Source organism: Flavobacterium indicum GPTSA100-9 = DSM 17447 (assembly GCF_000455605.1).
GTDB lineage: Bacteria > Bacteroidota > Bacteroidia > Flavobacteriales > Flavobacteriaceae > Flavobacterium > Flavobacterium indicum.
The window spans coordinates 2625019-2639317 of sequence record NC_017025.1; the positions used below are offsets into that span (position 1 = coordinate 2625019).

At 29.4% G+C, this 14299-nt stretch carries 13 protein-coding genes; 4 read left to right on the forward strand and 9 right to left on the reverse strand.

Features of this window, described 5'->3' with window-relative positions:
- Positions 1–24: 24 nt before the first annotated feature.
- The 4 genes from KQS_RS12250 to mvaD are packed head-to-tail and all read right to left on the reverse strand — an operon-like array spanning position 25 to position 3405.
- Entirely contained in the window at positions 25–942 is a 918-nt protein-coding gene (locus KQS_RS12250) for a geranylgeranylglycerol-phosphate geranylgeranyltransferase (RefSeq protein WP_041252107.1), read from the reverse strand.
- A 38-nt stretch (positions 943–980) separates the two neighbouring features.
- A complete protein-coding gene (locus KQS_RS12255) occupies positions 981–1919 on the reverse strand; it encodes a mevalonate kinase family protein (protein ID WP_014389492.1) in 939 nt (312 codons plus the stop codon).
- Between the two features lie 28 nt (positions 1920–1947).
- Positions 1948–2304, reverse strand: coding sequence for a four helix bundle protein (locus KQS_RS12260; RefSeq protein WP_014389493.1), 357 nt, complete (start codon positions 2302–2304; stop codon positions 1948–1950).
- Between the two features lie 9 nt (positions 2305–2313).
- Positions 2314–3405 carry a diphosphomevalonate decarboxylase gene (mvaD, locus tag KQS_RS12265; RefSeq protein ID WP_014389494.1) on the reverse strand — a complete coding sequence of 364 codons (1092 nt, stop codon included), beginning with the start codon at positions 3403–3405 and terminating at the stop codon, positions 2314–2316.
- Positions 3406–3499: 94 nt separating this feature from the next.
- On the opposite strand from mvaD, the gene KQS_RS12270 reads away from it, so the two are divergent.
- Positions 3500–3976 (forward strand): TspO/MBR family protein, encoded by a 477-nt coding sequence (locus KQS_RS12270; protein ID WP_014389495.1) that lies wholly within the window; start codon positions 3500–3502, stop codon positions 3974–3976.
- On the opposite strand, the gene KQS_RS12275 is transcribed toward KQS_RS12270, so the two are convergent.
- Both KQS_RS12275 and KQS_RS12280 read right to left on the reverse strand, forming a co-directional pair.
- A complete protein-coding gene (locus KQS_RS12275; protein WP_014389496.1) occupies positions 3977–5182 on the reverse strand; it encodes a BaiN/RdsA family NAD(P)/FAD-dependent oxidoreductase in 1206 nt (401 codons plus the stop codon). It abuts the gene before it with no gap.
- A 54-nt stretch (positions 5183–5236) separates the two neighbouring features.
- Positions 5237–7135: a S9 family peptidase gene (locus KQS_RS12280; RefSeq protein WP_014389497.1), complete on the reverse strand. Its 1899-nt coding sequence runs from the start codon at positions 7133–7135 to the stop codon at positions 5237–5239.
- Positions 7136–7259: 124 nt separating this feature from the next.
- Here KQS_RS12280 and KQS_RS12285 point away from each other — a divergent pair, with 124 nt between their 5' ends.
- Genes KQS_RS12285 through KQS_RS12295 form a run of 3 tightly spaced genes read left to right on the forward strand, consistent with a single transcriptional unit; the run spans position 7260 to position 10379 of the window.
- On the forward strand, positions 7260–8504 hold the full coding sequence (locus tag KQS_RS12285) for a dicarboxylate/amino acid:cation symporter (RefSeq protein ID WP_041252109.1): 1245 nt from the start codon (positions 7260–7262) through the stop codon (positions 8502–8504).
- Positions 8494–9264 (forward strand): DedA family protein, encoded by a 771-nt coding sequence (locus KQS_RS12290; protein ID WP_014389499.1) that lies wholly within the window; start codon positions 8494–8496, stop codon positions 9262–9264. The genes KQS_RS12285 and KQS_RS12290 overlap by 11 nt, the downstream gene beginning before the upstream one ends.
- A gap of 2 nt (positions 9265–9266) precedes the next feature.
- Positions 9267–10379 carry an NAD(P)/FAD-dependent oxidoreductase gene (locus tag KQS_RS12295; protein WP_014389500.1) on the forward strand — a complete coding sequence of 371 codons (1113 nt, stop codon included), beginning with the start codon at positions 9267–9269 and terminating at the stop codon, positions 10377–10379.
- Here KQS_RS12295 and KQS_RS12300 read toward each other — a convergent pair.
- The 3 genes from KQS_RS12300 to KQS_RS12310 form a co-directional block, all read right to left on the reverse strand.
- Entirely contained in the window at positions 10376–12949 is a 2574-nt protein-coding gene (locus KQS_RS12300; RefSeq protein ID WP_014389501.1) for a hypothetical protein, read from the reverse strand. The two genes, KQS_RS12295 and KQS_RS12300, sit on opposite strands and share 4 nt — an antisense overlap.
- The gene (locus tag KQS_RS14100) at positions 12942–13757 is read right to left on the reverse strand and encodes a GLPGLI family protein (RefSeq protein ID WP_157868430.1); all 816 of its coding nucleotides are present in this window, start codon (positions 13755–13757) and stop codon (positions 12942–12944) included. Before KQS_RS14100 ends, KQS_RS12300 begins: the two co-directional genes overlap by 8 nt.
- 103 nt (positions 13758–13860) lie before the next feature.
- Positions 13861–14094: a hypothetical protein gene (locus KQS_RS12310; RefSeq protein WP_014389503.1), complete on the reverse strand. Its 234-nt coding sequence runs from the start codon at positions 14092–14094 to the stop codon at positions 13861–13863.
- Positions 14095–14299: the final 205 nt, after the last annotated feature.

Genomic DNA, 14299 nt, shown 5'->3' on the forward strand with positions numbered 1-14299 from the left:
TGATAGAAATACAGTGTTTTACATTTACTTTAAAAACAACTTTTGACCGTTTTCAATTACGGTTGGTTTAATCAAAACTATACAAATAACACCTGCAATTAGGATGATTTTTAATAAAAAATGCAGCTTAACATAATCTACTTTACCTTCTGAATTCCATAATTTCATAGCAAAAGCAATCAAGACTAAGTAACTCACATAGAAATAAATATCCATATAACCCACATCATACACATTTACTAAAAAATACACCGGTAATAAAGTGCCAACTAATAATGAAGTAATAATTGTTTTAGCAAATTTTTCTCCGAATTTTACAGGTATAGTTTGGTAATTATTACTTAAATCGCCTTCAATATTTTCCAAATCTTTAATAATTTCACGGATTAAAATGATTAGGAATAAAAAAACGGCGTGCGCAAAAATTACGTGATAAAAATTTTTGAAATACAAGAGAATTCCGAAAAAAGGCAATACCACTAAAAGTGCGGCTGTTAAATTACCTATCATAGGGTATTTTTTCAATCGATGTGAATAATACCAAAGCAAGAAGATGTAAAAAGAATAAAATATTGCGGCCCGCCAGGATATTAACCAACCTAAAAAAGCGGCTAAAAAATTTAACACAAAATAGACGTATAACTGGGTTTTTTGACTTACCAAACGGTCTAAATAGGATTTTTTAGGACGATTGATAATGTCTTTTTTAGCATCGTAAAAGTTATTAATGATGTAACCGGAAGCAATGGCAAAGGTAGAAGCAATTACTAATACAAATAAACGCCAATCTAATAATACATCTAACGCACGTTTTTCGGGTGCCAATATGTAAATAGCAGATAAATACTGCGCTAAGGCAATAACAAAAATATTATAGCCACGCACTACAGAGAAAAAACTCAGAATTTTAGTGAGTAGTAATTTTGTATTACGGCTTAGCATAGTTCAAATTCCGAAACTTGTTCAGAAAGACAAAAATTTTAAAATTGATATACCACTTCTAACTTATAGTCTTTCAAGGACGATTTGGCTTTCTCTAAGTCTTCTGTAAAACCTAAAATATAGCCACCGCCACCAGAACCACATAATTTTAAATAATAATCGTTGGTATCAATTCCTTTTTGCCATACTTGATGGAATTGCTCAGGAATCATTGGTTTAAAGTTATTCAAGACAACTTTAGACAATTCTTTTGTGTTTTGGAATAAGTTTTTGAAATCCCCATGTAAAAAGTTCTCTACACATTTATCGGTATATTTAATAAACTGAGATTTCAACATGGTACGGAATCCTTGATCTTTCAAATTTTCCATAAAAATATTCACCATAGGTGCGGTTTCTCCCACTATTCCAGAATCAATTAAAAAAACCGCTCCTTTTCCAGAAGTAGATTGACTCGGAATTCCAGTTGGCTCAATATTATCTTTAGAATTGATTAAAATAGGTAAACTTAAATACGAATTTAACGGATCTAATCCAGAACTTTTACCATGAAAGAAAGATTCCATCTGTGAAAAAATTGCTTTTAATTGCAATAATTTCTCTCTCGTTAAGTTCTCTAATACTGTAATTTTGTTTGTTGCGTATTTATCATAAATAGCTGCCACTAAAGCACCACTACTTCCTACTCCATATCCTTGTGGTATACTAGAATCAAAGTACATTCCAGCCGTCACATCTTTTTGAAGCGCTTCTAAATTAAACGTAACTAATTCGGGCTGTTCGGTTTGTAATTGTTCCAAATAAGCCGTAAATTTCACTAAACTTTCATTTGATTTTTTTGCTTCATCGGAAGGATTTTCGTCCATTTTTAAAGCACCATTATAAAAGTTATAAGGTATAGAAAGACCTTTTGAATCTTGGATAATTCCATATTCTCCAAAAAGTAAAATTTTAGAATAAAAAAGTGGTCCTTTCATATTTTAATTGACAATTAATAATGAATAATTAAAAATTATTAATTTTTGAAGTATTAATTATACTCGTAAGTATTCGCAATATTTCAATATTTTTATCTTTTACATTTTGAAACTCGTCATTTGTTAAGTAATTTGTTTCAAACAACAAATCTAACCAATAATCTGTTTCATTTGCTTCTTTTAATGAAATTGATAGTTTATGTATGAAATCAGCTTTACTTTGAGCATGTTCTGATTCTCTAACATTTGCACCTATTGAAGTTCCAGCTCGCAATAATTGTTTTGACAATACAAATTCATTTTTACTAACTAAAACCTTATAAAGGTACACTATTTCTTTTGCAAATTCAAATGTTTTATTTTTTATAACATTATCCCTTACCATTATCAACTGTTAATTATTAATTATCAATTGACTTCCATTCCCAATTTCATCGCAAATATACTGACCATTTTGACAATAGCCAACTAATTCACTCTGAATAAATTGCAATACTTGTTCTTTTACATTATTTGGATATAAAACATGTACATTTGCCCCTGCATCTAGTGTAAAACAAACCGGAATATTTGTTTCTGCTCTAAATTTCCATATTTTATTAATTATTTCTAAGGTATTAGGTTTCATTAAAATAAAGTAAGGCATAGAAGTCATCATCATCGCATGCAAAGTCAAAGCTTCACTTTCCACAATTTTTATAAATTCAGCAACATTTCCTATTTTAAGAATATCCACTAATAAAGAAATATTTTCATGAGCTTGTTCAAATCTTCTTGAAGCATAAGGATGCCCGTGCATTAAATTATGTCCAACGGTACTTGACACTTGCTTTTCGCCTTTATCAACCAATAAAATCGTATCTTGAAAATGTTTAAAATTCTCATGTAGTAAATCAAATTCCACACCAAATAAATCAGAACTTCCTTCAATCGTTTTATTTTCTCCCCAAGCAACCACCTCACCTTTTACACTTCTGCACGCACTTCCACTTCCTAAACGCGCTAAAAAAGAAGCTTTGGCGTAAAAATAATCGTCTGAAATAGCAGGATTAATTGCTTTTTCTAAACTCATAATATTCATGGCTAATGCCGCCATTCCTGAAGCCGAAGAAGCAATTCCAGAACTATGTGGAAAAGTGTTTTTAGTATCAATTGTAAAATGATATTCTTTCAAATAAGGACAAAACTTTTCAATTCTTTCTAAAAACTTCTGAATTTTAGGTTTAAAATCTTCTTTAGGTTGTCCTTCAAACAACAAATCAAATGAAAAATCCTGAGCTTCACCTTTTTTCGAAACCTCAACCGAAGTTATAGTTTTACAATTATTTAGTGTAAAGCTAATCGAAGGATTGGCAGGGATTTGTTCGCCATTATCCTTTTTTCCCCAATATTTAACTAAAGCAATATTACTAGGTGCACTCCATGAAAATGAAGCCTTATCTATTGATGAATAATTTGAAAGTATAAAATCTTGTTCTTTGAACATACGTACAATTTTTGGCAAAGATAGAAAAGGAAAATTAGATGTGTGAAGCCAGAAGTCAGAAGTTTTAAATATCTTTGACTAAATTTATTTAAAAATGCAAAAATATCTTCGAATTATTTATTGTGTAACTATATGTTTGGTTATTGGTTTTTTATCTGGAAAAGTCACTCAATCTTCTATCGCTACTTGGTATCCAACTCTTGAAAAACCATTTTTTAATCCACCCAACTGGCTATTTGCTCCTGTTTGGACACTTCTTTACATTTTTATGGGAATTGCTGCTGGATTGGTATGGAATGAAATAAATTCGAAGGAAAAAGAAGTTAAAAGCGCATTGAAATTTTTCATTATCCAATTGGGCTTAAATGCCTTGTGGTCGTATTTATTTTTTGGATTAAACAATGTGTTTTTAGCCGCAATTGAAGTGATATTATTACTATTACTAATTTATGAAACCTATTTAAAGTTCAAACCCATCAATAAAAATGCTGGCTATTTATTAATTCCTTATATGGCTTGGGTTTCATTTGCAAGTGTGTTAACTTGGAGTATTTGGTGGCTAAACCGATAATTAAATATTTTCCGCAACAATAAATCCGCCAGTCCAAGCATTTTGAAAATTGAAACCTCCGGTAATGGCATCAATATTTAAAACTTCACCAGCAAAATAAACATTTGGCAATAGTTTACTTTGCATGGATTTAAAGTTGATTTCTTTTAAATCGATTCCGCCGGCCGTTACAAATTCTTCTTTAAAAGTACTTTTACCGTTAACTTGATAGCTGGCTGCAGTTAATTCTTCGGCCAATTTAACCAGTTGTTTTTTATTTAAATCTGCCCATTTGCTCTCTAATTGAATTCCCGATGCCATTAAAATTGACTCCCACAATCGTTTTGGCAAGGCAAATGGACAAAATTTATCGATGTTTTTCTTGGCGTTTTCCAATTTCAATTCTTGAAGCACTTCCATAACTTCTTCAAAATTTTGGTCTTTCAACCAATTAATTTGAATGCTGAATTGGTAATTTTTATCAAACAACTCACGCGCTCCCCAAGCCGAAAGTCGTAATATTGCCGGACCGCTCATCCCCCAATGAGTAATGAGTAATGGACCTGAAGCAGCTAATTTACTATTCTTCACTTTAACCGAAACTTCAGCAGAAACCCCCATTAAATCTTTAATACGAATATCTTTAATATTAAAAGTAAAAAGTGAAGGAACTGGTGAAACTATTTCATGCCCTAATTGTTGTAATAATTCCCAAATTTTTGGATTACTACCAGTGGCTACCACAATTTTTTCTGCCTGAAATTGGTCTTTTTGCGTTTCAATTTTCCAAACATCTCCTTTATAGAAAAGCGACTGTACACTTTGTGAAGTGTAGACTTTAATTCCTAATTTTTGAACCGCTTTTTCAAAACAATCAATAATAGTTTGAGAGGAATCGGTTACAGGAAACATCCGACCGTCTTCTTCAATTTTTAATTCAACACCATGTTTTTCAAACCATTCAATTGTATCACCTGAACAAAATTGATGAAAAGGACCTTTCAACTCTTTCTCTCCCCGGGGATAAAACTTCACTAAATCATTTGGCACAAAACAAGCATGTGTCACATTACAACGGCCACCACCTGAAATGCGAACTTTAGACAAACATTCTTTGCCTCGTTCTAAAATAGCTACTTTTAACTTAGGGTTTTTCTCCACAATATTAATAGCCGAAAAAAAACCAGCAGCGCCACCGCCTATGATAATAATGTCAAATGATTGCATTTTTTAATTTTTAAGACCTGACACGTTTTTGAAGCCTGTCAGGTCTATTTTTTTTTACAACGTTTCCTTTAACCATTTGAAAAACTCCCCTTGCCAAACCAATGCATTTTGTGGTTTTAACACCCAGTGGTTTTCATCTGGAAATAGTAAAAACTTACTTTTAATTCCTTTTAATTGTGCGGCTTGAAAAGCTTCTTGACCCTGACCAATTGGCACTCGGTAATCTTTTCCACCTTGAATAATTAGAATTGGTGTATTCCAATTGTTTACCAGTTTAATTGGATTGAATTCGTTATACGTCTTTTGCGCTATTTTATTATCTTTTTCCCAATACGCACCACCGGCATCCCAATTGGTAAAGAACACTTCTTCTGTCGTTCCATACATACTTTCTGTATTGAAAATTCCGCAATGTGAAATAAAGGTTTTGAATCGGTTTTTATGAATTCCTGCTAAATAAAACACTGAATATCCACCATAACTAGCACCAACTGCTCCTAAACGATTTTTATCTACATATGCTTCTTTGGCTACATCGTCAATCGCGGCTAAGTAATCATCCATAACTTGTCCGCCCCAATCTCCCGAAATTTGTTCGTTCCATTGCACACCGTGTCCAGGCATTCCTCTTCGGTTTGGCGCCACCACAATATACCCTTGCGAAGCCATTAATTGAAAATTCCAACGGAAAGAATAATATTGCGTTAAAGCACTTTGAGGTCCACCTTGACAATATAAAAGTGTTGGATATTTTTTTGATTTATCAAAATTTGGAGGTAAAATTACCCACACCAACATTTTCTTTCCATCCGTTGTGGTCACCCATCTCTTTTCAGATTTACACATTCCTATTTTTGCATAAGCTTCATCATTTACATGTGTAATTTGGTTCCATGTTTTTTTCTTTAAATCAAAGGCAAAAACTTCTGCTGCATGATTATGATCGGTTCTTGTTACTAGAATAGAATTTCCTGAAAACCCAACAATTCCGTTAACATCAAAATTCCCATCAGTTACTTGTGTTACACGAACTGCAATCTTAGTTAATCCAGGGAAATTCACTTCAAATAATTGTTTTGTTCCTCCTACGGGCGCAACAAAATACACTTTTTTACCATCTGTAGACCAAGTAAAACTTTCCACCGTTCCATCCCAAGCAGCAGTTAAATTAATATCTAACCCTTTGTGACGCACAATAATATCATTTTTATCTGCTTCAAATCCATCACGTTTCATTTGCAACCAAGATAAATCGCCTTGAGGAGAAAACAAGGGATGTGTATCGTATCCTTTATTATTAGGAGTTAAATTTACTGTCTTACCTGAAGCTAAATCATATTCATACAAATCCGAATTCGTGCTTTTAGCATAAGCCGTACCTGCCAATTTTTTACATACATAAATTATTTTTGAACCGTCTGGAGACCAAATATAATCTTCGTCACCCCCGTGAGGTTTTTGAGGGGCGTCAAAAGGTTCGTTGGGCATGATATCAATTTCTCTTCCCGTCGCAAGATCTTTATAAAAAACATGATTATGGGTTCCATCGTTATAGGTATCCCAATGACGATAATCCAATTCAGTATAGACTTGAGCTGAAGTTTTTGTTAATTCAGGATACAAATCAGAACCTAATACTTTTTCAACTTTAACTGCTTTATCCAATAACTTTTTTGTTCCATCTTTTGAAACATTTTTATCAGCAACCAAACCTTCGGCCGTCACAATTTGAACAGCTTTTCCACCACTTACTGGAATGGAATAAGTAGTTGAAACTATTTTATTTTCTTGAATATTGGGAACTCCAACTTTAAAAATTAAATTTTTACCATCTTTAGTAATCCCAATTGGATTAACCCTGCCTAACTGCCACAACTTTTCTGGTGTTAAAACTTCTTGTGCATTTGAACTCATACTTACTAAACTGAAAATGAGAAATATATATTTTTTCATTTGAAATAATTTTAAATTTTAAAAACTAATTTAAAAGGACAATGCATTAATTCGATGCTAAAATTAGCACTTTTTTCAAAAAATATACCTATTTTCACGGTCTAAAATAAAAACAAACAAACATATCGTGAAAAATAATAAACTATTTATATTAATTATCATTTCGTTGATATTGGGTATTGGACTCGGAGCCATTGTTCATTATCAATTTCCAGATTCAATAGATGCCTTTTCTAAAAACATAAAATTACTTGGAACTATTTTCATTCGATTAGTTCAAATGATAATCGCACCTTTAGTGTTTTCAACTTTAGTTGTTGGAATTGCTAAAATGGGCGATATGAAAATGGTAGGAAGAGTGGGTGGAAAAGCCATGGCTTGGTTCATCTCAGCTTCGTTAGTTTCTTTATTATTAGGAATGGTTTTGGTTAACTTTTTTGCTCCAGGAAAAGGAACCAACATCAAACTAGATGTGAATGATTCTGCGAAAGAATTAGTAGAAAAAACCCATGATTTTTCATTAGAAGAATTTGTAAAGCATGTAATTCCAAAAAGTTTATTTGAGGCTTTTGCAACTAATGAAATATTACAAATTGTAATTTTCTCTATTTTATTTGGAGTAGCTTTGGCTGCTTTCAGTAAAAAAGAAGCAAAACCAATCATCAAATTATTAGACACCACGGCTCATGTAGTTTTAAAAATGGTTTCTTATATTATGTGGACAGCACCATTAGGTGTTTTAGGAGCTGTAGCCAGTGCTATTGCTAAACACGGATTTGAAGTATTTACTTTATATGCTAAATATTTGGGAGCGTTTTTTATTGGAATATTTGTACTCTGGTTATTGCTATTAGCTGTAGGATATTTAATTTTAGGCAAACGCTTATTTACTTTATTGCAACGCATAAAAAGCCCATTATTAATTGCTTTCTCTACTACAAGTTCTGAAGCAGTTTTCCCTAAAATGGTAGAAGAATTAGAACGCTTTGGTTGTCAGCCTAAAATTGTTTCGTTTACTTTACCTCTTGGTTATTCATTCAACCTGGATGGCAGTATGATGTACATGACGTTTGCCAGTATTTTTATTGCTCAAGTATATGGAATTGACATGCCAATAGGGGAACAATTAACGATGTTATTAGTTTTAATGTTAACTAGTAAAGGCGTAGCAGGTGTTCCAAGAGCTTCTTTGATAGTTGTAGTTGCTACTTGCGCTATGTTTGGAATTCCACCAGAAGGCATCGCGTTAATTTTACCTATTGACCATTTTTGTGATATGGCCAGAAGTATGACAAATGTACTTGGAAATGCATTAGCTACTAGTGCTATTGACAAATGGGAATCTAAACCAGAACATCATGAAGCTTAATTTTAACATATTTAACGATTTAAAACCAAACTTTTTTGTTCAAACTGCTGAAGCTGAAGAAAAATTCAGATGGACACAATTGTTTAATCCCGAATTCTATATAACGTTAGAATACGGTGGTGTTCCCATTGGTATTTATATGGTATTATTTATCGTTTTTGCTGAAACGGGATTATTCGCTGGTTTCTTTTTACCTGGCGATAGTTTACTTTTTCTCTCGGGAATCTATGCCGAAAAATTAGCCGCACCATTACGATTCATTCCGGATAATTATTCTGATGTTACGGTGGTAGCGTTAGCTATTTCGTTAGCCGCAATTATTGGAAATATATTTGGCTATTGGTTTGGTGCCACTAGCGGAAGAGGTTTGTACAACAAGGAAGATGGATTATTATTTAAAAAGAAATATTTATACCAATCACAAGAGTTTTTTGAGAAACACGGCGGAAAAGCTATTGTTTTTGCTCGCTTTTTACCAATCGTTAGAACATTTGTCCCAATTATTGCAGGTATCGTTCACATGCAAAAGAGCAAATTCATGCTTTATAATGTTATCAGTTCCTTATTATGGTCGTTTTCATTAGTTTTTGCGGGGCATTACTTATATGCACTTTTTTTAGATCGTTTTGCTATAGATTTAAAACATCATATCGAAACTATCATTCTCTTATTAATTGGAATTACTACGTTCCCCTTAGTAATGAAAGCTTTCAAATCGAGAAAAAAAGATAACGATCAAGAATCAACAGAAGTAAATTAAGAATGCAATTAAGTTATTGGGAATTAAAAAGCTGGTTTTCTAATGTCGACTTTACTATTGTTGGTAGTGGTATTGTAGGTATCCATACTGCGCTTCGTTTACGTGAAAAATTTCCAACAGCAAAAATATTAATTCTTGAAAAAGGAGTTTTACCACAAGGTGCCAGTACCAAAAATGCAGGTTTTGCCTGTTTTGGAAGTATTTCTGAAATCATAGATGATTTAAAAACGCATTCCGAAGAAGAAGTAATTCAATTGATTTCAAAAAGGTATCAAGGATTAAATTTGTTACGCAAAAATTTAGGTGACACTAGTATAGATTACAAACCCTTTGGGGGTTATGAAGTATTTTTAAAAGAAGATGAATCATTTTACAACGAATGTTTACAACGTATTTCTTTTATCAATGATATTGTAAAGCCCTTATTTAAAACCGATGTTTTTTCTAAAGAAATAGACCGTTTTGAATTTGGAAACACCTTTGAATATTTAATTTTCAATCCTTTTGAAGGACAAATTGATACGGGTAAAATGATGCAAGCATTATTAAAAAAAGCCCATCAGAATGATATTTTTATTTTGAACCATCAAACAGTTTCAAGTTATACCGAATTAACTAATGAAGTTGAAGTTGAAACCAATGATTGCTCCTTCAAAACTAAAAAACTCTTATTTGCAACTAATGGATTTGCTAGTCAATTAACAAACCAGCAAGTTGTCCCTGCGAGAGCACAAGTTTTAATCACTAAACCTATAGAAAATCTAGACATTAAAGGTACATTTCATTTAGATAAAGGTTATTATTATTTTAGGAATATTGACAATAGAATTTTATTTGGAGGTGGACGTAACCTTGACTTTGAAGGTGAAACCACGACAGAATTAGATACTACAGAATTAATTCAGAACCGTTTGGAAGAATTATTAAAAACAGTAATTTTGCCAAATACTTCTTATGAAATTGAACACCGATGGAGTGGTATTATGGGTGTTGGAAATCACAAAAAACCTATTGTAGAACAACTTTCCAATCATGTTTATTGTGGTGTTCGAATGGGAGGCATGGGCGTAGCAATAGGCAGTTTAATAGGACAAGAATTAGCAGATTTAGTTTAAAAATTATAATCAAATCCGATTAAAGCATATCTATTTATTAAGTTTGTTGTAGCTATTGAAACAGAATAATCGTCGTTATATTCTGTAGACCAAAATTTTTGATTCAATATATTATTCATAATAAAATAAAATTCCGCCTTTTTGTAGATGTATTTATATTCAAAATCTAGAAAATTATAAGACTTATAATTATGTAAATTTGGAATAAAAGTATTATTAGTAACTTTTATTTTATTATTAGAATTAATATTTACAAATAGTAGCAAGTCATTTTTTAAAGTTGTCAATTTATTTTCTAGACTTTCATTTTCTGATTTAAAATAATCAAAAAATACTTTTTCTTGAAAATTAATTTTTGAAATAAATCCAGAAGTTAACTTTAAAGTTAAATTACAATTATAGTTTGAATTGTTTCTTATATCAGAATTATTCAGAATATTTGGATATTTATTATAGGCAAACGAAGTAACTAATTCTGTCCTTAAAGAAAGTGTTTTTATGTAATCGGAATATCTAAATGAAAAATTAGTTGTTTCTTTTTTTAAATTATAAAAAACATTTTTAATTTCTGTAAAATACGCATCAATATAAAGCTTCTGCATAAAAAAAGACCTGTTTACAAAATGTGAAACTAAAAAATTATAACTTTTTTCATTACTTAAATTTAACTTTATAAACCCAAATGTATATTTTTCATTTTTTTGAAAATCAAGATTAGGTTCATTAGAATAATAAATTCTATTGGTTTGTATTATTCTATTTTCAAATATATTCTCGTCAGATATTGTCGAAATAGTATTTTCATAATTAAAATAATATTTATTTGAATTATTTTTATACTCCACTCTTATTTTAGGCTGATATCTAAAAAAATTGTTTTTCTTTTCATCTATCTTCAAATAATAATTAGAAAAAATTGAGTTATAACTAAATTGAATTTTTTTCAATTCATATTTTAAGTTAATTTCTGTATTAAAATTTTCGTTATTAAAATTAGAATGATTTATAAAATCATTATTTACTGATTTATAGAACACTTTTTTTCTATTATAAATAACAAAAAAACTATAGTTTAATTTATTTTTCTTCCCCAAAAACAAAAAATCATAAACTTGTAATTTTTTGTTATATTCACTTAGTTGATTTTTTGTTTCATCTAAATAATTATGCAAGTATTGAGGTGTATCATTCAAAAAATGATAGGCATTAATTTGCAGAAAATTAAAATTATCTAGTTTTATCGACCAAGATACTTTATTAGATGTAAAATTGTTACTTGTCTTTACATTATTATTTGAAAGCAGATTATTATTTTTTATAAAATTATTAGAATTTTTTTCTTTCTCAAATAAGTTATTAGAATAAAATTCAATGTTCATATTATTTGAAATTCTATATGTAAATTCTGGGTTAAAACGAAAAATACTTATTTTATTTAATGCAGTATTTTGGTCTTTTAGTTCTAAATTGGCATTATTTGAAAAAACTAATTGTGAATTAAATTGTATAGAATTAATCTTATCATTTAAAAAATCTAGATTAATTTTTAAATTAGTCTTTTTAGTTAATTTAAACAGGTTATTGTATGAAAAATAATATTGACAATTATTATTATATCTTAAAGGATCAATATTAGGACTAAAAATTTTAGACTCAAATAGTTTTGTTGATTTTAAATCTTTATTTTCTATATATTCAATACCACTTTTTAGTATATTATATTTAAACGAATCGTCTGTTCTGCCAATATTATTTAGGTTTAAAGTTGAAAAACTTTTTGATTTACTCGACAATTGAATAATATAATTATTTGAATAATAGTGTTCTTTATCTTTAAAACTTGAACCAATTAAATTTGACAATTCTCCTATCCATTGATTTTTATTTTTCTTAAATTGTAAATTCAATGCTGTTTTACCATTTTTATCAATTCCTTTTAACAGGGGATTTAATGAGAAATTTTCAATAGCCTCTACCTTATCAATCATTTCTACATTTATATTCTTAGAAGCAATCTTATAATTGTCTCCCAGTATATTATCACCATCTAGATTGATAGTTTCAATTTTAACTCCTTTGTATGATATGACTCCTTTATCATCAACTTCTATTCCTGGCATTTTTTTTAAAACATCTTCAATTTTTTTATCACCAGCAGTAGTATAGTGTTTAACATCAAAAGATACCGTGTCTTTTTTTACTTTAAAAGGCAGTGATTTTTTTACAACTACTTCTTCTATTACTTTTTCATCTTTTAAAAAAAGCATTTGATCAATTAAAACTTCTTCATTTAAGTCAATATTTTGAAGAGTAACATTAACACTTTTATAATTTGTCGAACTTATTTCAAGAATAACACTTTGAAAAATATTTTTAGTTTTATACTTAGTTTCTCCAAACTTAATTCTTGTATATTCAATAATCTTATTTGTTTGAACATCTTTAAAAATCACATTAATATATTGTCCATTTCCTCTGTCTTTTTTAATTTTAAAACTAAATGTTTGAGAAAAGCTGTAATTTAAAAAAAAGAGTCCTACAGTAAGTGAGTAAAAAAATATTTTATTCATATTTTCTCTCATAATTTAACCCTAAATCTTCTATAGTTTTTAGTCCGGCAGATTTTTTATAAGAAGTTAAGTATGGATTTGCTGATTTTGCTCTTTTAAAATGTTCTCTCTCTTCGTTTAATATAACATTTTTCAAATCTTTAAACCATATAAACTTTTTATTCTCAAAAGGATTTTTAATTATTGAAACATAGTTTGGATTAATCTTTATAGAAATTGGGTTGATATCAATAAAACCATCTATTGAATATATTTTTACAATAAAGCCTGGTAAACCGTCAAATTTCCATGGACCACCAAAATTTGCAATCTCATTTGAATAATAAGCAACATAATCTCTTCCTCTAAATCTTGTTTTTGCTTTTTTACAATGAAAATTTAATATTATAGTATCATTAACATCTTCTAAAAATTCCCATTTAAAAATGTCCAAACTATCTTTAATTACTTTATGGTTTTCTTTGAAATTATCTGGAGTTGAAACAAACATTTGATTTTCAGAATATGATTTAAAAATTTTTTCTTCTGATATTCTAACAAATCTTGGAAAATCTTGATTTTTATAAACATAACTTACTACAGAATCATTTATTCCTCCAAAATCAAAATCTGTATGATTTTCAATTTGTGTAATATCTTTTATATCTTTTACTTTTGCTAAGGATTTATCATCTTCCATTATCAATTGATATTTCAAATTTAAGTCATCTGAAGGCCTATTTATTTTTTGAGAATATTCAAAAATTATTTGTTGTGCAAAAATTGAATTACAAAAAAAGTAAAAGACGAATATTATTTTTGTTTTCATGATTATTTTAATTTCTGACATTAATTGATAAAAGGCTAGAATATTAAAAGATTCCAGCCTTATGATTTCCGATTTGTTAAACATTATAACAAATCAATTTTAATTAGTTTCCACAAGTTGCATAAAACTGACAACCCGCCGCGTAACATCCATTCATAGCTCCTCCCCTACAGAAAAAACAACTATATTCATATGCTTCAAATTCACCATCAACTTGAATATAACAAGTAACGACTTTTAATTCTTCATTTTCAACTTTTGCCTTAGCTTCAACTGTTGCCTTCTCATTTAAAGTAACAGTCATTTTTTTCTCCCCTGTGTTAGCAAATGTTAGCATACTTGTTAATGTAAAAAGTAACACAAATAATAATTTTTATAAATTTTTATTTATACAATATTTTCTTGCAAATAAATAAAAAACAGATGAAATATAAAAATTTTTTCTTACAAAATTTTATTTTCTACATAACTATATAATTTTCATTTTTTTATACAACTATTTTTACAATTTTAAACATAATCTAACATTTCATTAAAATTTA

What these genes read in the sequence shown, in the direction of transcription:
- KQS_RS12250 (WP_041252107.1), bottom strand. Translation starts at nt 942, where the DNA reads ATGCTAAGCCGTAATACAAAATTACTACTCACTAAAATTCTGAGTTTT.
- KQS_RS12255 (WP_014389492.1), bottom strand. Translation starts at nt 1,919, where the DNA reads ATGAAAGGACCACTTTTTTATTCTAAAATTTTACTTTTTGGAGAATAT.
- KQS_RS12260 (WP_014389493.1), bottom strand. Translation starts at nt 2,304, where the DNA reads ATGGTAAGGGATAATGTTATAAAAAATAAAACATTTGAATTTGCAAAA.
- mvaD (WP_014389494.1), bottom strand. Translation starts at nt 3,405, where the DNA reads ATGTTCAAAGAACAAGATTTTATACTTTCAAATTATTCATCAATAGAT.
- KQS_RS12270 (WP_014389495.1), top strand. Translation starts at nt 3,500, where the DNA reads ATGCAAAAATATCTTCGAATTATTTATTGTGTAACTATATGTTTGGTT.
- KQS_RS12275 (WP_014389496.1), bottom strand. Translation starts at nt 5,182, where the DNA reads ATGCAATCATTTGACATTATTATCATAGGCGGTGGCGCTGCTGGTTTT.
- KQS_RS12280 (WP_014389497.1), bottom strand. Translation starts at nt 7,135, where the DNA reads ATGAAAAAATATATATTTCTCATTTTCAGTTTAGTAAGTATGAGTTCA.
- KQS_RS12290 (WP_014389499.1), top strand. Translation starts at nt 8,494, where the DNA reads ATGAAGCTTAATTTTAACATATTTAACGATTTAAAACCAAACTTTTTT.
- KQS_RS12295 (WP_014389500.1), top strand. Translation starts at nt 9,267, where the DNA reads ATGCAATTAAGTTATTGGGAATTAAAAAGCTGGTTTTCTAATGTCGAC.
- KQS_RS12300 (WP_014389501.1), bottom strand. Translation starts at nt 12,949, where the DNA reads ATGAATAAAATATTTTTTTACTCACTTACTGTAGGACTCTTTTTTTTA.
- KQS_RS14100 (WP_157868430.1), bottom strand. Translation starts at nt 13,757, where the DNA reads ATGAAAACAAAAATAATATTCGTCTTTTACTTTTTTTGTAATTCAATT.
- KQS_RS12310 (WP_014389503.1), bottom strand. Translation starts at nt 14,094, where the DNA reads ATGCTAACATTTGCTAACACAGGGGAGAAAAAAATGACTGTTACTTTA.